The organism is Cupriavidus lacunae (assembly GCF_003353055.1).
Classification (GTDB): Bacteria; Pseudomonadota; Gammaproteobacteria; order Burkholderiales; family Burkholderiaceae; genus Cupriavidus; species Cupriavidus lacunae.
In genome coordinates this window covers 81,485-100,547 of sequence record NZ_QKWJ01000004.1, presented here as the reverse complement: position 1 = coordinate 100,547, position 19,063 = coordinate 81,485, and the positions used below count along the sequence as shown (strand labels likewise).

Here is a 19,063-nt window from a genome sequence, read left to right as displayed (position 1 = left end):
CTTCTTATAACATACATAATGTCACGATGACACATAAGTCATTATGTGAAAGAATACGGAACTCATGAAAGATTCCGTTGCGCTCATGCGCTGCTTGCCTCACGCAACGAGGCCGATAATTTTCCCCAGGACACGTCGTGCATCAGAACCACTCCTCGCTGCCAGTTCCGACGCAGGATCCGAACATGCTGGTGGCATGCGAGCATTGCGACGCACTCCATACGCGCGTGGCGCTGAAACCGGACGAGCGTGCCACGTGCCTGCGCTGCGGCGGTGCGCTTTATCGCGACAGTTTGCGTGCCTATCGCCGCTTGCTGCCGCTCGTGGTGACTGCCCTGATCCTGCTTCTGATTTCTAACGCGTACCCAATTGTCGCCATGGACCTCAAGGGCTCGCGCATGGAGACCACGCTATGGAGCGCGGTACAGGCACTCTACGCAGGCGACATGGCGCTGGTGGCGATCATCGTGTTCGCCACGACCATCCTGTTTCCGCTGGCCGAGCTGCTGATGATGTGCTACCTACTCGTGCCGATGGCGCAGCGGCGCAAGCCGCCCGGGTTCGACCGCATCGTGCGCGGCATTCTCCAGACGCGGCCCTGGGGCATGATCGAGGTATTCATGATCGGCGTGCTGGTGACGGTGGTGAAGCTGTCGACCATCGCGCAGGTGCTGCCTGGCGTCGCGCTGTGGTCGTTCGGCGCGCTCGTGGTCGTACTTGCCGCCATCTTGTCCTTCGATCCGCGCGAACTGTGGCACCACCTCGATGCGCACGGCGCAGATGGCATGCCAACCTGCTCGCCGGACCCCGCATCATGACCGCGACTCAATCGCCCTGCGCTACCGCCACTTCGCACGGACTGCTGTCATGCCAAGCTTGCGACCGGCTCAGTCCGAAGACGCTCGCGGGCCGGCCGTGTCCGCGCTGCAGCGCCGTACTGCATCATCGCAAGCCGGCCAGCGCGTCGCGCACCTGGGCCTTCCTGCTGGCCGCTTACCTTCTGTACATCCCGGCCAATCTGCTGCCGGTGATGGTGACGCAGTCAATTCTCGGCACGCAGCACGACACCATCATGTCCGGCGTGATCTATCTGTGGCTGTCCGGCTCATACATGCTGGCAATCGTGGTGCTGATCGCCAGCATTGTTGTCCCGCTGCTGAAGATGATGATCCTGACATTGCTGTTGATATCGGTGCGCCGCAGATCGACCTGGCGCATCCGCGAACAGACCCGCCTCTACGCCCTGGTCGAGGTCATCGGCCGGTGGTCCATGCTCGACATCTTCGTGGTGGCACTGCTGGCCTCGCTGGTGCAGGCCGGGGCGCTGGCCACGATTACGCCCGGGGCCGGGGCCCTGGCCTTTGCCTCGGTTGTCGTACTGACCATGCTCGCGTCACTGAGCTTTGATCCCCGCCTGCTGTGGGATGCGATCGAGACGCCGCCTTCCCCCATCGAATTTCCGCAATCCGACCATGCCAGATCACGCTAATCATCCCCCGCCTCATGGTGTACCGCAGCCCGGACGCGAGCCCCGCGCGCGCTGGCTACCCTCGCTCGTCTGGGTAATCCCGATCGTTGCGGCGGTGGTCGGACTCTCGCTGCTGATCAGCACGCTTGCGTCGCGCGGGCCCGAGATCACTGTCACATTCCGTACCGCCGAAGGCCTGACCCCAGGCAAGACCCCCGTGCGCTACAAGGACGTCGATATCGGACTGGTCAAGACGGCTCGGCTGGCAGCGGACCGTTCGCATGTGATCGCGACGATCGCGCTGACCAAGGATGCCAGGAGCTTCGCCGTGGCCGACACCCGCTTCTGGGTGGTGCGGCCGCGCTTTGCCATGAGCGGCGTGTCGGGGCTCGAGACGCTGCTATCGGGCGCATATATCGGCGTGGATGCCGGCAAGTCAGGCGAGACGACGCGCAGCTTCACCGGACTCGAAGTCCCGCCGACTGTCACTGCCGATGCCTCGGGCAGGCAATTCGTGCTGCGTGCGCAAGACCTGGGCTCGCTCGACATAGGCTCACCGGTCTACTATCGCCGCGTGCAGGTCGGACACGTCGTGGCGTATCAACTCGAGCCGAACGGCCGCGACATCACGCTGCGGGTCTTCGTCAACAAGCCCTATGACAAGCTCGTCTCGGCCGATACGCGCTTCTGGCATGCCAGCGGCGTCGATCTCAAGCTCGACGCGAACGGGCTGAAGCTGTCCACGCAGTCGCTGGTCACCGTGATGCTTGGCGGCCTGGCCTTCCAGGCACCGGAGCACTCGACCGCGCACGCCGCGGCCGCCGAGAACACCGAGTTCCTGCTGGCGGCGGACCAGTCCGAAGCCATGAAGGAACCCGAGGAACTGGCCCCCGCGCTGGCAGTGCTCAACTTCGATCAGTCCGTGCGCGGCCTGTCTCCGGGTGCCCCGGTCGATTTCCGCGGCGTGACGGTTGGGCAGGTACGCTCGATCGGCATCGAGTACCAGCGTGACAAGAAGGCCTTCCGCATGCCTGTGGTGGTGGAGCTCTATCCGTCTCGCATGGGCCTGCGCGAGAAAGACGTGGCTGACGACACGCGCAAGCTTGCCATCGTGCATAGCCTGGTACAGCGCGGCATGCGTGCGCAGTTGCGCACCGGCAACCTGCTGACCGGCCAGCTATATGTGGCACTCGATTTCTTTCCGAAGGCGCCTCTGCCGGCCGATCCGGACCTGAACGCGCCGCTTCCGGAACTTCCAACCACGCCGGGCACCTTCGACGAACTGCAGGCCAAGCTTGGCGACATCGTGACCAAGATCGGCAAGGTGCCGTTCGACCAGATCGGGCAGGATGCGCGCACGGCGATGGTGTCGATGAACAAGATGCTGGTCAAGGCGGACAAGCTCGTGGCACAGGTCAATGGCGATGTGGCACCACAGGTGGTCGCCGCGCTGCAGGATGTGCGTCGCACGCTCGCCACGGCCAATGGCGCACTGGCGCCCGACGCATCGCTGCAACAGGATACGCGCCGGATGATGCAGGAACTCACGCAAACCGCCGTCTCGCTGCGCACGCTCACCGATTATCTCGAGCGGCATCCCGAAGCGCTCCTGCAAGGCAAGAAGGAAGAGAAATGATGAAACGTCTGACGATGCTTGTTACGCTGGCTGCCGCGGCCACGGTCATGATGAACGGCTGCGCGTCGCCCGAGCCGCACTACTACACCCTGGCTGGCAGTCGCTCGGACGCCGCGCCGGCCGTGACGGGGCGAACCAGCCGTAGCGGCGCCCCGTTATGGATCGAGGTCACGCCGGTGCGCGTGCCCGAGCGGCTGAACCGCATTCAGCTGGTGGTGCGTGACGGCACCAGCGGGGGCGTCACGCTGTCCGACACATCGCGCTGGACATCGCCGTTACCCAACGAATTGCGCGATGCGCTGTCGCAGCAACTGCAATCGAGTCTTGATGCGGTGGATGTCTACCAGCACGGCCTGCCGGCGGCGCAGCCGGCCTTCCGCGTGACGACTGATGTGGTAGCCCTCGACGCCGATGTGGGCAAGCGGGCAGCAGCGACCATCGCCTGGACCGTGCGGCGACTGCCGGACGGCAAGGTGCTGAGCGGCCGCACCGAAACAGAGGTGCCGGCGCCCGGGCAGCTGGAGGGCGTGGTGAATGCGTATCGGGAGATCCTCGCAGCAACGGCGGCCGATATCGCAGCCGGCGTGCAATCGCTTAACCGCTAGACACGGGGAAATGCGCAAGGCATGGGTGCCGCAAGCCGCTTTGAGGTGGGCTGACGGCGATGGGATCGTCCGGAGGCCGCAGGCAGCTCCGGACGATACGGCCTTCTGCGTTATCAACATCAAGTGAAAGGAGATGGCATGAGCAACTTCACATTAACCTCGCCCGAATTCAAGGATCACGATCCGTTGCAACTGGTGCATGAGTTCGATGGCTATGACGGCACCGGCCAGAACCGTTCGCCCGCGCTGCAATGGCAGGGGGCGCCGGAAGGCACCAGGAGTTTCGCGGTGACGCTGTACGATCCGGACGCGCCCACCGGCAGCGGCTTCTGGCACTGGATCCTGTTCGACATCGATTCGTCCGTCACCCGGCTCACCGCAGGCCTGGGCTCCAGCGACAGCACTGACCTGGGCGCCAGCGGCACTCAGGTCGCCAACGACTACGGCGCCATCGGCTACGGCGGTCCCTGCCCGCCCAAGGGCTTGCCCGCGCACCGCTACATCTTCACCGTGCATGCACTGGGCGTGCCCAAGCTGGAGTTGCCGGCCAACCCGACCAACGCTGTGGTGCGCTTCTTCATCTACCAGAACACGCTCGCCACGGCTACCCTGACCGGCCTCTACAAACGCTAGATATCGCGGCGGCGACGGCAAAGGCAACGTGCACCTGCTGCCACCGCGCCACTAGACTCTGCCGAGTCCAGCCGACCGTCGGTGGACGCCGGCCAGCCAAGGCCCGTCTGGTGCATACTCCAATGTTCTGAATGGCAGGCAATGGGAATGACGGACGATCGAACTACGGGGATTGAGCGGGCGGAGCTGTTGGCTGAACGAGGCGTTGCGCAATATCAGCGGTTGGCCTCGTTGCTGAGGTACCGGATCGCAAAGGGCGAGTATCCGCTAGGCATGCTGCTGCCGCCGATCACGCAGCTCGCGGCTGACCTCGGCGTGGCCGTCGTCAGCATCCGGCAGGCGTATGAGCTGCTTTCCAAAGAAGGGCTGATTCGTAGCCAGCGGGGCATCGGGACTCACGTGGCTGCCCTGCCCGCCGCCACGGGCGACATCGAACTGGCGATCAACGATCCGTTCGCCGCGCCTGAGGCGCTCGCCTTTGAGGTACTCGAAGTCCGGCGCCGCATCGGGGTGCCGCAGGAACTGCTCGGACCGGGCGACCAGCCGGACGGCGAATACGTCTCTGTCCGCAAGCTGCACACCTACTCCGGCGAGCCGTTCTGCTACGCGGAGATCTATGTGTTGGCGTCGGTCTTCGACGCCTTGCCCAAGGACACCGCCAGGAAGAAAAAGCTTCTCGCCGCGGTGCTCGATGAACTGGGCTCGCGCAGCAAACGTGTGCGACAACGCATGACCGTGATGCCAGCGGATTTTCCTCTGTGCGACATGCTGAAGATTCCGTTCGCCTCACCCGTCGCGAAGATGTCGCGGCGTCTTCTCGACGGCAAAGGCGGCGTGCTGTACGTAGGCGTCACTTGGTATCGAGGTGACCGCTACGTCTCCGAGATCGACCTCCCCGCGTCCGCATTGAAAACGGTGCCCGCCCTCACCGAACCCCAACGCCGGGCAGCCAGTAGCACTAGCGAGCGCAAGCAAGGCTAAAGGCCTCCTCGTTCAGTCCCTAGGGTAAACAAGGGGCTGAAAAATCCTTCTGCAACCTCTAACATTCCAACATTAGAACTTTAGAAGTATATGGTGACATGCAGGCCCGGCAGGGGTTAGCCAGGCTTCATCATTGCGCTGGACGCTTCTATTCCTCCGGCGCGTTGCCGCCGCAGCGCTGATTCTCCCGCCGGACCGGCGTGCCTCTTCCGTCTCATCAAAGGGCCGCTTTCTTCCACTGTTTCACATCCTCTAACGAACGGAGACAACTCATGACTGCAAGAATTCTCGCGCAGCCCACCACGTCCACCGGCGCCAAGCTGCCGCTGCCCGCCCTGCCGCAGGACAAGCTCCTGACCGTCAACATCGAGCAGATCCCGCTGATCAAGGACGTCTTTCCGGGCATCCACATCAAGCCGCTGCGCCTGGACCCGGAGCGCGGAGAGTGGGTCTTCATGGCCATCGTGGAACCTGGTTGTTCCTTGCCGATTCACTACCACACCGGTACGGCGCAAGTGTGGACGATCCAGGGCTGCTGGAAGTATCGCGAGTACCCCGACCAACCGCAGACGGCCGGCTCCTACCTGTACGAACCCGGCGGCTCGGTGCATACCTTCTACACCCCCGAGGACAACACCGAGGACACGATCACCATCGCCTGGATCGAAGGCGCGCAGGTGAGCTTCAACGAGGACGGCACCTTCCACTCGCTCAATGACGCGCTCTCGATCCAGCACGCGCTCCACACGCTCGCGGCGGCGCGCGACATCGGACCGTTGCCCTACGTCCGCGGAAACGGCTCCGACGTTACCGAGGACTAAAAAGGCGACTTACCACCATGGCAGGCCGCTCGTCGGCCTGCGCGGTGCCGTTCCTCTGCTCCTTCAGAGACCAGCGTGTACGACACCGATCAGATCAATTAGTGACGATCCATCAATCCGCGCGATTGAGCGAGTGCAACATGAGAATGATCAAAGCCCACAGGATGCCGATACTGCCGATGCTGATTTTGCTTGCGTTGCTGGCGACGCCGCTAGCCGCAAGAGCCTGGGAGCGCGGCAAGGTTGAGACATTCGCCACCTTGCCCGCGGGTGAGGCGCATCCCGAGGGGATCACCGTGGACCGCGAGGGCAACGTCTACGTCGTCACGGTGGCGGTGGAAAAACCCAGGACGAGCGAGGGCGCGCTTCTTGTGTTCGACCCGCAGGGCAAGCACCTGCGCACTGTCAGCATCAAGGGCTCGAGCCGATTGTTGCTTGACCTCGGCTTCCATCCCCGGACGGGCCAGTTGCTCGTGGTCGACTACCTGGGCGCGAAGGTCCTGAGCGTCGATCCCAGGACGGGTGCCTCGTCCGTGTTCATGACGGTCACCGGCAAGAACCCCGGCCTCGACGGGTTAACGTTCGACCCCGCCGGAAACGTCTACGTGACCGACGCCCACCAGGGCATCATCTGGAAGGTCGGACCCGACGGCGGCGAAGCGTCGGCATGGGTCACCAGCGCGCTGCTGAAGCCCACGCGGATACCACCGACCATCGGCGCCAATGGCCTGGCGTTCAACAACAAGAAGACGGCCTTGTTCGTCGCCAATACGTCGAACGACACCATTGTCAGGATACCGGTGACCGGCTCGACGCTCGAGCCCGGCACGCCTGAGGTCTTCGTCAACCGGATCGGCGGCGGACCCGACGGTGTGAAGATCGATGAGCACGACAACCTCTGGATCGCGTGCAACCAGTCCAACGAGATTCTCGTGCTCGAGCCGACGCAGGGGCGGGTGATTGCCAAGCTCGGCGACTTCGGCGGCATCGATCGCAAGGGGGCGCCCATCGGCTTCCTCTGGTCGAACAGCCTCGTCTTCCATGGCGGCGACGTTCTTGTCACCAACCTCTCGCTCGATGTCGAGACGTCCCTTGCGCAGCTCAGCGACGAGCTCGGCCTGGCGCATCTCAAGGACAAGAATCTGCGCACCATCGATGGGCCGTGGGCGCAGCGGGTGAAACTCCATACCGTCTCGAAAATCAAGAAGCGGATACCAGAGCTGGCCAGGCCGGAGCTCGACCGATGACCGATGCATTGCTGCAAGCCCGATGCCGCAGCCAATCGGCAGGGAACGGCGGCCTTCGCGCCAGCCGTCATTCATTGACCCACCGAGACAAAGAGAGAACATGAAAAAAGAGGAGACAACGGGGCCACTGGCCGGCGTGAAAGTCGTTGACATCACGTCGGTATTCATGGGGCCCTCTGCCACCCAGATGCTGGCTGACCTTGGCGCCGACGTGATCAAGGTCGAGGCTCCGTGCGGAGACAGTACGCGCGGCATAGGTCCCTGCGGCGACGAAAAGCTGGGGCCGCTTTTCCTGGGCCTGAACCGCAACAAGCGCAGCATCGTGCTTGACCTGAAAGCGCCCGAGGGCCGGGAGGCCCTGCTCTGCCTGGTACGGGATGCCGACGTGCTGGCCTATAACGTGCGCCCGCAGGCCATGCAGCGGCTGGGGCTAGACTATGAAACGCTGTCGGCCATCAATCCGCGCCTGGTCTATGTCGGCATGTTCGGCTTTTCGCAGCGCGGACGCTACGCGCCCCAGGCAGCCTTCGATGATCTGATCCAGGCCGCAACCGGCCTGCCGCTGGCCGTTTCGCTGGGCAGCGGCGACAGTCCGCGGTACCTGCCAATCACCATCGCGGATCGCTCGGTGGGGCTCTATGCTTTCGGCGTGATCTGTGCCGCCCTGTATTCGCGGACGAGCACCGGCAAGGGCCAGCGCGTTGATGTCCCCATGTTCGAGACCATGGTTCCCTATGTGATGGGAGACCACCTGTATGGCGAGACCTTCGTCCCGCCAAAGGGCGGCTTCGGCTATCCGCGCCTGCTCTCGCCCGAGCGGCGCCCGTACCGGACCAAGGACGGGCATGTCTGCTGCCTGATCTATCACGATCATCATTGGCGGGCCTTCCTCCAGGTCATTGGCAAGCCGGAGTTGTATGACACCGATCCGCGCTTCGCCAACATCAACACCCGCACCGCCAACATCACCGACCTGTATGCCATGGTCAGCGACGAAATGGCCAAGCGCACCACCGAGGCATGGCGCACCCTGCTTAAGGAGGCCGATGTTCCGGTCTTTCCGATGCACACGTTCGAGTCGCTGCTGGACGATCCCCATTTGCGGGACATCGGTTTCTTCAGCGAATCGGACCACCCGGCCGTCGGGCGTATCCGGGAAATGGCGGTGCCCAGCGAATGGCATGGCACCCCACCGACAAGCCGCCGCCATGCACCAAGCCTGGGTGAGCACAGCCGTGAGGTACTGCGTGAGGCCGGCTACGACGACCCCGCCATCGATACATTGTTCGCGTCAGGCATCTCCAGGGATGGGTCAAAGGCGCAACGCACCGAAGGAGAAACCCCCCATGAATGATGAACTGCTGAGCGAGGTCCGGGACGCAGCACTCTACCTGACCATCAACCGGCCGGAGCGCCGCAATGCCATCACGCCGGGGGTACTGCAGGGACTTCGCGACGGCATCCTGCGCGCCAATCGCGATGCCGACATCCGCGCTGTGGTCATTACCGGAACGGGCGAGCAGGCGTTCTGCGCCGGCGCCGATCTGCAGACCGGCAAATCCTTTGCCTTCGATTACGCCGAGCCCTACCTGGGGATGGCTGACCTTTTCCGCTGCGCCAGGCAGTCGACGGTGCCGCTGATCGCCCGTGTCAACGGCGCCTGCATGGCGGGCGGCATGGGGCTGATGGCGATGTGCGATCTGGCGATAGCTAGCGAAGGCGCCCGCTTCGGCCTGCCGGAGGTCAAGCTGGGCTTGTTCCCGGCGCAGGTCCTGAGCGTGCTGCAGCACCTGGTGCCACGTCGCACGCTCACCGAATTGTGCCTGTGCGGCGAGCCACTGTCCGCGAGGGAAGCGCTGGCCATAGGACTCATCAACGATGCCAGCGACGATCTCGACGCCCGGCTGGACTTGCTGCTGACCCGCCTGCTGAACAATTCGCCCGCGGCCATCCGTCGGGGGCTGTACACGCTCAAGCATATGGAAACCATGTCGTTCGAGCAGTCCATGGCGTTCACGGAAAGCCAGATCGGGCTGTTTGCACTGACCGAGGACGCGCGCGAAGGCCAGCTGGCATTCCGCGAGAAGCGCCAGCCCAAGTGGACTGGCAGATAGGGAGATGGGAATGGACGCGAAAACGGTACGCATTGGCGGGGCTTCCGGCTTCTGGGGCGACAGCAGCGTCGGCGCGCCACAGCTTGTGCGCCACGGCGATATCGATTACCTGGTGTTCGACTATCTGGCCGAACTGACCATGTCGATTCTCGCCGCTGCCAGATTGCGCAAGCCGGAGCTGGGTTACGCCACCGATTTCGTGACGGTGACAATGAAGGCCCTGCTCGGAGAGATCGCTGAGCGCGGGATCCGCGTGGTCAGCAACGCCGGTGGCATGAACCCGCACGGGTGTGCGCAAGCGATTGCCGCGCTGGCCACGGAACAGGGCCTGACGCTGCGCATCGCCGTGGTGGAAGGCGATGACGTGATGCCCCTGCTTCCACAGCTGCGCGAAGCCGGTGTGCAGGACATGCAGAAAGGCCGCCCCCTGCCGGAGAAGGTGGTCAGCGCCAACGCGTACCTGGGGGCCTTGCCGATCAAACAGGCGCTGGACCAGGGCGCCCAGATCGTCATCACCGGACGCTGCGTGGACAGTGCCGTGACGCTCGGCGTGCTGATGCACGAGTTCGGCTGGCAGGCGGACGACTATGACCGCCTGGCGCAAGGCAGCCTGGCCGGCCACATCATCGAGTGCGGGTGCCAGGCCACGGGGGGCTTGCATACCGACTGGGAAAGCGTCCCGGACTGGCACGACATCGGATATCCGGTGGTCGAGTGCCGTGCCGACGGCACCTTCCTGGTCGGCAAGCCGCCCGCCACCGGAGGACTCGTCAATACCGCCACGGTCGGCGAGCAGGTGCTGTACGAGATCGGCGACCCGGGCACCTACCTGCTGCCAGACGTCACCTGCGATTTCACGCAGGTAAACCTTCGGCAGGCCGCACCGGACCTGGTGGAAGTCAGCGGCGCACGCGGGCGGGCCCCGGGCCATGCCTACAAGGTATGTGCCACCTATGTCGACGGCTTTCGCTGCAACGCGCAGCTTTCCATCGTCGGCGTCGACGCGGTCGCAAAGGCGGAACGCACGGCGCAGGCGATCCTTGCCCGCACGCGCAAGCTGTTCGGTGAGAACGGGTGGGGAGACTACAGCCGCACCCGGATCGAGGTGCTGGGAGCAGAGTCCTGCTTTGGGCCACATGCTGCCGTCCGGCACACCCGCGAGGCGGTGATGCGGCTGGCGGTCATGCATCCCGAGAAGGCGGCGCTGGAACTGTTCGCGCGGGAAATTGCCGCGGCGGGGACCAGTTGGGCGCCGGGCACGACGGGCTCGGCTGGTGGACGTTCCAGTCCCTCGCCCTCGATCCGCCAGTATGCATTCCTGCTCGACAAGGCCGCCCTGACCCCGGCGGTGGTGATGGATGGCATACGCACCGGCGTGGCCGTTCCTTCGGGCGGACAACCGGTCCCGGTCGCGCCGGTGGCACCTGCACTCGCGGAAGCGCCGGGCACGGGCCCGGCAGAACGCGATACCGTCGAAGTTCCGCTGATCCGGCTTGCCTATGGCCGCAGCGGCGACAAGGGGGATACCTCAAACATCGGACTGATCGCACGCCGGCCGGCGTATTTGCCCGTGCTGCGGGCCCAGGTGACGGCGGCCCGCGTGGCCGACTGGCTGGGGCACCTTGTAGAGGGGCCGGTGACCCGCTACGAATTGCCCGGCTTCGAGGCCATGAACATTGTTTGCGAGTCGGCCCTGGATGGCGGTGGCATGGCGTCGCTGCGCAATGATCCGCTCGGCAAGGGCATGGCGCAGATCCTGCTGACCATGCCGGTGCGCGTGCCGCGGGAGTTGTTGTCATGACGAGGAATGCGCCCAACGCAGCTGCCAACGACGGCGTCATCCTCGCCGACGACGGCACTGGCGGCGTGACGCGATATCGACAGCTGGCCAGCGTCATCCGGCACAGGATCGTTTCGGGCGAGTACCCGGTGGGCATGCAGTTGCCAACCGTGGACAGCCTCGCCCAAACCTACGGGATCGCCAAGGTCACCGTGCGCCAGGCCTTTGCCGCGCTGACGGAAGAGGGGCTGGTCAGCAGCCAGCGCGGTCGTGGCACCCACGTCATCAGGCAGCCATCGGAGCCCGGACAGGGGCTGCGCTCCGCCATCAATGACGAATCAGCCCATGGCAGCGACCTGGAAATCCGCATCCTGGAAATGCGCGAGGGCGTGGCGTTGCGGCCGGGCCTGGTCCGGCGCGGCACGCCGCTGGACAGCTATGTAATGGTGCGCAAACTGCATGTACATGGCGGCACGCCGTTCTGCCTGATCGAGATGTATGTGGCCTCGTCGGTCTTTGCCCGCTTTCCCCGCGGTAGCGAAAAGCACCACAAGCTCGGTCATCTGCTGCGCCAGGTCGAAGGCGACCGCCTTGGCATGATGCAGCAGACCATGACGGTCGAGCCGGCCGACTACATCCTGGCACGCGACCTCGCCTATGGCTTCGGGGCACCAATCGCCAGGATCATCCGATCGACGCTGGACGTCGACGGCAATGTGCTCCTGGCAGGGCAGTTCTGGTATCGCGGCGACCGTTTCATCCTGGACGTGGAGATGCCAGCCAAGCTGACCGAGCACTACCCGGCGCTCGCCATCCCCGACAGCCGCCGCTGAGCGCGACAGACTTCACCATTTAAGCGAGGAGACATCGGAATGACATCATCCTATGTACGGAGGGCCACCGACGTGGCCGCGTACGCACCGGCCAACCACACCGGAACGGCGAACCAGCGCATCATCGGCAAGGAGACTGTCGGCGCGCGCCGGCTCGAGGTCCTGCTGGGCACGATTTCGCGGGGCCACGGGGCGTTGCCGCATGCACACCCGGACCTCGAGCAAGCGTCGTTCCTGCTTGCTGGCGAGGGTCTGGGCGAACTACCCGGAAAGCAGCGCATCTTGCGCGCGGGGGACTGGAGCTTCAACGCGGCCGGCGTCTTCCATCGCTTCGAGGTCATCAGCGACGAACCGGTGCAGGTGATGGTGGTCTACGCTCCGCCGTACAGCGAAAACCCGAACGCAGCAGTGACCGCGACCGGCCCGGACGACCCGCGCCTTCAGGCCGGCGCCGCCGATGTCCGCGACGTTCCGGCCAGCACCGAAGCGATCGCGCTGCCGCATTACCGTGGAGCGCTCGCCAGGCCGGTCATCACACGCCAGACCGTCGATTCCCGGTTTCTCGACATCTACATGGTCGACCTTGATCCAGATGGTGGCGCCGATCCGCACAGGCTTGGCGAGACCGAGCAGGTGCTCTTCGTGCGCGGCGGCACGCTCCATGGCCGCATCGACGGGGAGCGCTTCGCCGCCGAAACTGGGGAGTGGGTCTACGTTCCCGACGGTGCGGAGCTCAGCCTCGAATCGACACCCGGGACGCGCGAGCTGATTGTCATTCGCGCACACGATGCGCTGACCTGACGCAAGCTCGGCCAAGCCATTCAATCAGATCCCGAGATGCGGGAGGAGACAAGATGATCCAGCGATTTCCCCGGCGACGCATGCTCGCCATGCTGTCCGGACTGGCCGCTGCTTGCGCGGCGCCGCAACTGGTGTGGGCCGCCGGCCCGAACGAGTATCCGGACAAGCCGATCCGCGTCGTGGTGCCATTCCCCGCAGGCAGTGGCACGGACAACACCGCGCGCTACATCGCGCAGACCATCACTGCCCAGACCGGCCAGTCCGTCGTCGTGGAAAACCGTCCCGGTGCCAACGGGTTCATCGCCGCCACGGCCGTCGCGAGAGCACCCGCAGATGGCTACACGATGCTCATCACGACAAACACCACTCACGCGGCCAATGCGTCCCTGTTCAGGAAGCTGCCCTATGATCCCATCAAGGACTACGCGCCGGTGTCGTTGATCGCCAAGAGCGGATTGGTTTTGGTGGTGCCATCCGACAGCCCGGTGCAGAAGGTGGCAGAACTGACCACGCTGGCGAAAAACCGGCAAGGCAAGATGACCTTCGCCAGCGGCAGTTCCTCCACCCGGGTCGCCAGCGAGCTCTACAAGATGATGAGCGGCACACCGGCACTGCATGTGCCCTACAAGGGCGTGCCGCAGGCCCTGACCGACTTGATGGGCCACCAGGTCGAGTTCATGATTTCCGACATCAATCCAGCCCTGCCCCTGATCCAGAACGGCAAGCTGCGCGCAGTCGCCGTGACCACGTCCAGGCGCAATCCCCTGCTCGGCAATGTTCCGACCATGGCGGAAAGCGGCCTGCCAGGCTACGAGATGACGGCCTGGGTTGCTGCCTTCTTCCCCGCCACCACGCCAAAACCGGTCGTCGCGCGTATGAGCCAGCTGATTCGACAGGCGCTGACGAGCCCGGCGGCTACCGAACACTTCAGCCAGACAGGAGGCCAACCCTCCCCATCGACGCCGGAAGAGCTGGCGGCGTTCGTGCGCGGTGAAACCGCGAAATGGGCCGAGGTGATCAAAGCCGCCGGCATCCAGCCGGAATAACCCGCGCCTTCGGCAGCCCGAGGATACCCGGCCGGACGGTCCTGGCAGTGCTAGTACTGCCAGGACCGGGATTTCGAAGATGAGCAAATCCAGCTGATTGGCACCTGTCACGGCCGGCGCCAGGGGAGCACCGCGCAAACCTGCGATTTCAACATGGCCACCCTGTGGCAAAAGTCAAAAGCGACTCGGACCAATGCCGGGAGTCGGAGCTTTCGGCACTCAGCGTCGAGCCGTATCAAAAAATATGGCGGACTCCTGCAGCAACGCCGATCATCGATGTCTGCCCGACCCCTGGCGCGTAACTGTTATTCAGAAAAAGGCTTGCCCCATAGCCCGACGCTGATGATTCGAGCATCAATCCGGCGTTCCGCGCATAGGCTGTGGACAGGTATAGATCCGTTCTCTTGCTCAAACTATATCTCGCCATAAAAATCAGTTGCCAGGGATTCGCAACCGCGGCGTTGCCGTTTAGACGCCGGACATTCTCGTAGTCATACTCAAGCGTCAGCTCGACCACGGGAGTCCATTGGTAGTTCGCGCCCAACCAGTAGTAGTCATCGCGCAGGACTGTCAAGCCATTCTGATCCTTGTTTTGCCCCCAACGGTACCCACCCATTACCTTGGCCTTGCCATCGAACGTATAGCTCGCGGCGACCGCTGCGCGCTTATTGGTACCACTGCCCTGAGCGATTGACGGGTTGTACTGATCGTAGTCCACCGTGAAGCCGAACGCGCCAGGCATATAGATCAGTGCAGCACCATACCCGGTGTCAGCGCGGAACCGCCCCGGCATCTCGCCATTGCCGCCGACCATGACTTGCTGTGCAAACGGACTGGTAGGCGGCAAAGATAAGCCGACACCAAAGGACCAATGGGCAATCGCTGTCACAGGCCCCGCTGCGGCCGCATACTGGACTGTATTGTTCTCCCGGAAGTTCGGACCGGCTATCACTGCGATCGGTTCATACTGAACTGCGTAGCTCGCAGGCATGAAATTGGCCAATCCCAGAAAGAGGGACGTGTACTGGCGCCCGAAGGTCAGTTGGCCGAAACTGTTGCTGCGCAGCCCAACGTACGCCTGTCGATCAAAGAGTGTGCTCGGCATCTCCAAGGCGCCGGTATCGGCCTGGAACCCGCCCTCTAATACGAAAAGCGACTTCATCCCCCCACCCAGATCCTCCTCTCCCCGTAGACCCCAACGTGAGCCAGCAACGCCACCGGAGTTCATACGGACAACGCTATGTCCTAGCCCTGAGTTGTAAAAGTTCGTCGGCAGCGGGACCGATCCGACCCGATTGACATACTCGACGTTGGTATCAACTACGCCGTATAGCGTAACACTGGACTGCGCCGATGCGGGCACTGCGCCTAGCGCGAATACTGCGGACACGATTGAACGAATTTTCACCGTCTTGTCTCCCGTTTTAATAATTGTCATGCGTTGATAGCCGGAGCCCGCGTGCTCAGGCAAGCCGAGGTCAGCCGAAGGCCCGCAACGCGGGAGGCAAGCCTTCTGGCAGCGGGCCGCCCACTCCCAGCATGGCAAGCGACTCCCGGACGACGTCGTCGACGGCTTCGAGCGGGCCGTCGTGCAGCACGGTGCGGTCGGGACGCACGACCGCGATCCAGCCGACGGGTGCGGCCCCCGGGATAAGCTGGTCCGACATGTCCTCCCAGGAATGCCCGTCCCGCCGTTCGTGCGCCTCCTGCGGCCCGTGTTCGCCTTGCCCGCAATGGCGCAGCTGCACGATGGCGCCGCCTGCCTGTCGCCATGCCGCCAGAAGGCTACGGTCCAGCAACGGCGCGGGATCGCAGCCGAATCCCGCCAGCACGAGCCGCGACCCGAGCGCTTCGTCGCTCGGCACGATGGGTGCGCCTGGCCCGCGGCGCACAAGCCCTTGCGGCAGCAGACCGCCGCGTACCAGCCTCGCGCGCGTCTTGCCGCGCTGAAACAGGCCGCGCCTGAAACGCGCGGGCGGCTTGATCTTCAGGTCCTCGAAGAAGGCTCGAGCCCAGGGCATGCGCTGCATCAGCGCCATCGCGCCATGGACGGCAAATGCCGCCAGCCGGTTGCGCGGCATTACCAGCCGACCCATCAGGAGCGCCAGATTGATGATGGAGCGGGCGTGTGGGCGCCGCTCAGTGTCGTAGGTTTCGAGAATGGCGGGCGTCGCCCTTCCCTGCACGACCCATGCGAGCTTCCAGCACAGGTTGGCCACGTCGCGCAGCCCGGCAACGAGCCCCTGCCCGACGAAGGGCGGCGTGATATGCGCGGCATCGCCCACCAGGAAGGCCCGGCCCCTGGAGAAGCGATCGACGATGCGCGCATGGAACCGGTAGACCGCTGTGCGCTCAATCGTGATCTCCTCCGGCTTGCACCAGGGGGCCAGCAGTTCGCGGATCTTGTCCGGCGATTCCATCTGTTCACGCGTCTCGCCGGGCTGCAGCATGAACTCCCAGCGTTGCCTGCCGCCCGGGGCAACCATGTGCGGCGTAGGCCGGCGCGGGTCGCACAGGAATTCGACATGATCGATCGGGTTGGGCACGTTCAGGGCGTCGATGACCAGCCAATCCTGCGTGAAGGTCTTGCCGGCAAAGGCAAGGCCAGCGTGGCGCCGCACGAAAGAATTGGCCCCGTCCGCGCCCACGATATAGCGCGCGCGCACGGTGGCCGTGTCACCGCCGGAAAGGCACACGGTGCACCGCACCGCTTCGCCGTCGTCGTCGAAACCGGTGAGATCGGCGCCGAGAGCGATGCTCACGCAGGGATAGCGGCCCAAGCGGGCGCGCAAGGCGCGTTCGAGATCCGGCTGATAGAACGTGACAAGTCGCGGGTGGCAGTCCATGGTGCCCGCAGTGTTGGCACGCGCGTATCTGCCGAACAGCGGCGAATGCATCTGCACCTTGGCGATGGCCAGCGTATCGAACGCGCCTTCCTCGAGCCCTGCCATCTGCAGGATGCGCAGCGCTTCGTTATCGAGCACGATGGCCCGGGGCGCGGTGAAAATATCCGTGGCCTTGTCGATGGCCAGGGTACGGACGCCGTAGCGTCCCAGCAGGTTGGCCGCGGCGGCGCCAACCGGACCCAGGCCCACCAGCAGGACGTCTACCTGCTCGGGCAATGTGGTATTCATAAGCGGGGTTCTCTACGAGAGGAGACTCGGCGCGTTCACACCGGGCAGTTGAAGTCGAGAGGGAACGGAAACCGTCCGAGCAGATCCTGCACGTACGCCACGTCCGCGGCGGGGCATCGGACGAAGGCGACGGTGCCGCGCCGGATATCCGGCCCCACGCGCACGCTGGCGGCCGTACCGGCCCGCGCCAGGATCTCTCGGAACACTTGCTCTGCAGCGCGCATGCGTAACTCCGCCCGCGCCACCTTGCCGATGGAGGTCAGCGGCATCTCCTGCAGGATGTCGATGCGCACTGGCACAGCAGCGCGTTCAGGCACGAGGTTGCGCGCGTCTGCGAGCAATTCGTCGGCAGCCGGGGTGAAGCCTGGCTTGAGCGTGACGTAGGCGACTGGCAATTCCCCGGTGTGCGCATCCGGCTCGCCGACCGCAGCCGCCATTGCCACGGCCGGATGCCGCAGCAGGGCGTCTTCGATCATCGCTGGATCGATGTTGTGGCCGCCGCGGATGATCAGCTCCTTGGCACGTCCGGTCAGATGGAGATAGCCGTCGGCATCGAGATGGCCGAGGTCGCCGGTATTGAGCCACCCCGGATTGAGCCAGATGCCGCCATTGTCTTGCTCGCGCAAATAGCCGGGAAACACATTCGGACCGTTGATGCCGATGACGCCGGTTTCGCCCGGCGCGCAAGGCTCGGTGGCGTGGCCGGAGCCGTCGACCTTCCAGACGCCGATCGCCTGGTGCGGCAGGCGCAGGCCGACCGTGCCGAGGCGACGTTCGCCCTGCGGCGGATTGAGGGCCGAAACGCACGCGCCTTCGGTCAGACCGTAGCCCTCATACAACGGAATGCCGGCGGCGGCTTCGAAGCGCCGCGCGACCTCGGCCGGCAGCGGCGCGGCGCCGCAAAAGGCGAAGCGCAGCGAGGCAATGTCGGCGCCTTCCCGCGGCAGATCGGCCAGCGCGGCGTAGATCGTCGGCACGCCGCTGAAGCTGGTGGCGCGGAACCGTTCGACCAGCTTCCAGAAGTTCGGCATCACGGCCTGGCCCCGATAGCCGCTGGGCGTAAGCATCACGACCTCCCAACCGGCATGGAACGCGGCAAGGCCGGTGATCATCGCGCCGTTCACGTGGAACAGCGGGAGGCCGCACAGGATCGTATTTGGCGACGGAATCAGCGCTTTAAGCATCGACGCGACGAAGGCTTCATTGAGATGCGTGTGCGTCGCGACTTTGGGCAGGCCGGTAGTGCCGCCGGTATGGAAATGCGAGCAGATGTCAGTCGCCAGGATGTGGCGCTTCGAAACCAGCGTGTCCGACGGCTCGGCCGCCAGCGCCTGGTCGAAGCCGACCATCTTCACGTCCGCGCGGCACGGCTTTGACGCCGTGTCGAAGGCCGCGTCAACCCGCGCACGCTCCGCAGCAGGAAGATACGGCGCTGCGCTGACGACGAACAGCGTCCGCACCGATGGACAACGGTCGGCCACGGCGATGGCTTTGTCCCAGAGCGCGCTGTCCGAGACAGGGGCGCAGGCGACCAGCGCTTGCGCTCCTGTCTCATTGACGATGGCGGCGATATAGTCGACCTCCAGCATCGGGTTGATGGGACTGGCGATGCCGGCAGCCTGCGCGCCCAGCAAGGCGTAATGGGTCTCGGGCAGATTGGGCAGCAGCAACGTCACCGCGGTGCCGGTTGTAATGCCGGCGCGGTGGAAGGCGTTGGCCGCTTGCGTCACGCGCGCCTTGAGGGTTGCGTAATCGACGACAAACTCTGGCACGTCAGCCGCCCCGGTCATGACAAAGCGCAACGCGGTCTTGTCCGGATGACTGTCGCAGGCCTGGCACAGCAGTTCGTAAGTGTTCTGCGCGGGTAGCTTTTCCTGCCAGGGCGTGCGTTCGAAGTCGTCGATATCGGCCTGGGTCCGGATGCCGCCGGTACGCGTCCCGCTGTCGCGTGTGGTATCGGGCAT

Annotated in this window: 17 protein-coding genes; 14 read left to right on the top strand and 3 right to left on the bottom strand. The window is 64.5% G+C overall.

Annotated elements, in window-relative coordinates:
• The first annotated feature begins 185 nt into the window (after positions 1 to 185).
• The 14 genes from DN412_RS05370 (at position 186) to DN412_RS05305 (ending at position 13,965) form a co-directional block, all read left to right on the top strand.
• Positions 186 to 818: a paraquat-inducible protein A gene (locus DN412_RS05370; protein WP_115013559.1), complete on the top strand. Its 633-nt coding sequence runs from the start codon at positions 186 to 188 to the stop codon at positions 816 to 818.
• Positions 815 to 1,489 carry a paraquat-inducible protein A gene (locus tag DN412_RS05365; protein ID WP_115013558.1) on the top strand — a complete coding sequence of 225 codons (675 nt, stop codon included), beginning with the start codon at positions 815 to 817 and terminating at the stop codon, positions 1,487 to 1,489. The genes DN412_RS05370 and DN412_RS05365 overlap by 4 nt, the downstream gene beginning before the upstream one ends.
• On the top strand, positions 1,473 to 3,104 hold the full coding sequence (locus tag DN412_RS05360; protein WP_115013557.1) for a PqiB family protein: 1,632 nt from the start codon (positions 1,473 to 1,475) through the stop codon (positions 3,102 to 3,104). The genes DN412_RS05365 and DN412_RS05360 overlap by 17 nt, the downstream gene beginning before the upstream one ends.
• Positions 3,101 to 3,709: a PqiC family protein gene (locus DN412_RS05355; RefSeq protein WP_115013556.1), complete on the top strand. Its 609-nt coding sequence runs from the start codon at positions 3,101 to 3,103 to the stop codon at positions 3,707 to 3,709. Before DN412_RS05360 ends, DN412_RS05355 begins: the two co-directional genes overlap by 4 nt.
• A gap of 138 nt (positions 3,710 to 3,847) precedes the next feature.
• The gene (locus DN412_RS05350) at positions 3,848 to 4,342 is read left to right on the top strand and encodes a YbhB/YbcL family Raf kinase inhibitor-like protein (protein WP_115013555.1); all 495 of its coding nucleotides are present in this window, start codon (positions 3,848 to 3,850) and stop codon (positions 4,340 to 4,342) included.
• Positions 4,343 to 4,489: 147 nt separating this feature from the next.
• Entirely contained in the window at positions 4,490 to 5,323 is an 834-nt protein-coding gene (locus tag DN412_RS05345) for a GntR family transcriptional regulator (protein ID WP_115013554.1), read from the top strand.
• Between the two features lie 272 nt (positions 5,324 to 5,595).
• The gene (locus DN412_RS05340) at positions 5,596 to 6,144 is read left to right on the top strand and encodes a 2,4'-dihydroxyacetophenone dioxygenase family protein (protein ID WP_115013553.1); all 549 of its coding nucleotides are present in this window, start codon (positions 5,596 to 5,598) and stop codon (positions 6,142 to 6,144) included.
• 146 nt (positions 6,145 to 6,290) lie between these two features.
• Complete coding sequence (locus DN412_RS05335; protein WP_244222562.1) at positions 6,291 to 7,391, top strand: SMP-30/gluconolactonase/LRE family protein; 1,101 nt, start codon at positions 6,291 to 6,293, stop codon at positions 7,389 to 7,391.
• Positions 7,392 to 7,491: 100 nt separating this feature from the next.
• A complete protein-coding gene (locus DN412_RS05330) occupies positions 7,492 to 8,745 on the top strand; it encodes a CaiB/BaiF CoA transferase family protein (protein WP_115013552.1) in 1,254 nt (417 codons plus the stop codon).
• Positions 8,738 to 9,505, top strand: a complete 768-nt coding sequence (locus DN412_RS05325; protein WP_115013551.1) for an enoyl-CoA hydratase/isomerase family protein — start codon at positions 8,738 to 8,740, stop codon at positions 9,503 to 9,505. The genes DN412_RS05330 and DN412_RS05325 overlap by 8 nt, the downstream gene beginning before the upstream one ends.
• Before the next feature lie 10 nt (positions 9,506 to 9,515).
• Complete coding sequence (locus tag DN412_RS05320; protein WP_115013550.1) at positions 9,516 to 11,306, top strand: acyclic terpene utilization AtuA family protein; 1,791 nt, start codon at positions 9,516 to 9,518, stop codon at positions 11,304 to 11,306.
• Complete coding sequence (locus DN412_RS05315; protein ID WP_115013549.1) at positions 11,303 to 12,118, top strand: GntR family transcriptional regulator; 816 nt, start codon at positions 11,303 to 11,305, stop codon at positions 12,116 to 12,118. Before DN412_RS05320 ends, DN412_RS05315 begins: the two co-directional genes overlap by 4 nt.
• Before the next feature lie 39 nt (positions 12,119 to 12,157).
• Positions 12,158 to 12,919, top strand: a complete 762-nt coding sequence (locus tag DN412_RS05310) for a cupin domain-containing protein (RefSeq protein WP_115013548.1) — start codon at positions 12,158 to 12,160, stop codon at positions 12,917 to 12,919.
• A 53-nt stretch (positions 12,920 to 12,972) separates the two neighbouring features.
• The gene (locus tag DN412_RS05305) at positions 12,973 to 13,965 is read left to right on the top strand and encodes a Bug family tripartite tricarboxylate transporter substrate binding protein (RefSeq protein ID WP_115013547.1); all 993 of its coding nucleotides are present in this window, start codon (positions 12,973 to 12,975) and stop codon (positions 13,963 to 13,965) included.
• A gap of 235 nt (positions 13,966 to 14,200) precedes the next feature.
• Here DN412_RS05305 and DN412_RS05300 read toward each other — a convergent pair whose 3' ends face one another.
• From DN412_RS05300 to DN412_RS05290, 3 genes are read right to left on the bottom strand one after another with little or no spacing between them, the layout of a single operon-like run.
• Positions 14,201 to 15,403 (bottom strand): porin, encoded by a 1,203-nt coding sequence (locus tag DN412_RS05300; protein ID WP_115013546.1) that lies wholly within the window; start codon positions 15,401 to 15,403, stop codon positions 14,201 to 14,203.
• Between the two features lie 40 nt (positions 15,404 to 15,443).
• A complete protein-coding gene (locus DN412_RS05295) occupies positions 15,444 to 17,099 on the bottom strand; it encodes a bifunctional 3-(3-hydroxy-phenyl)propionate/3-hydroxycinnamic acid hydroxylase (protein WP_115013545.1) in 1,656 nt (551 codons plus the stop codon).
• A 35-nt stretch (positions 17,100 to 17,134) separates the two neighbouring features.
• Positions 17,135 to 19,063, bottom strand: coding sequence for an acyl-CoA synthetase (locus DN412_RS05290; RefSeq protein WP_115013544.1), 1,929 nt, complete (start codon positions 19,061 to 19,063; stop codon positions 17,135 to 17,137).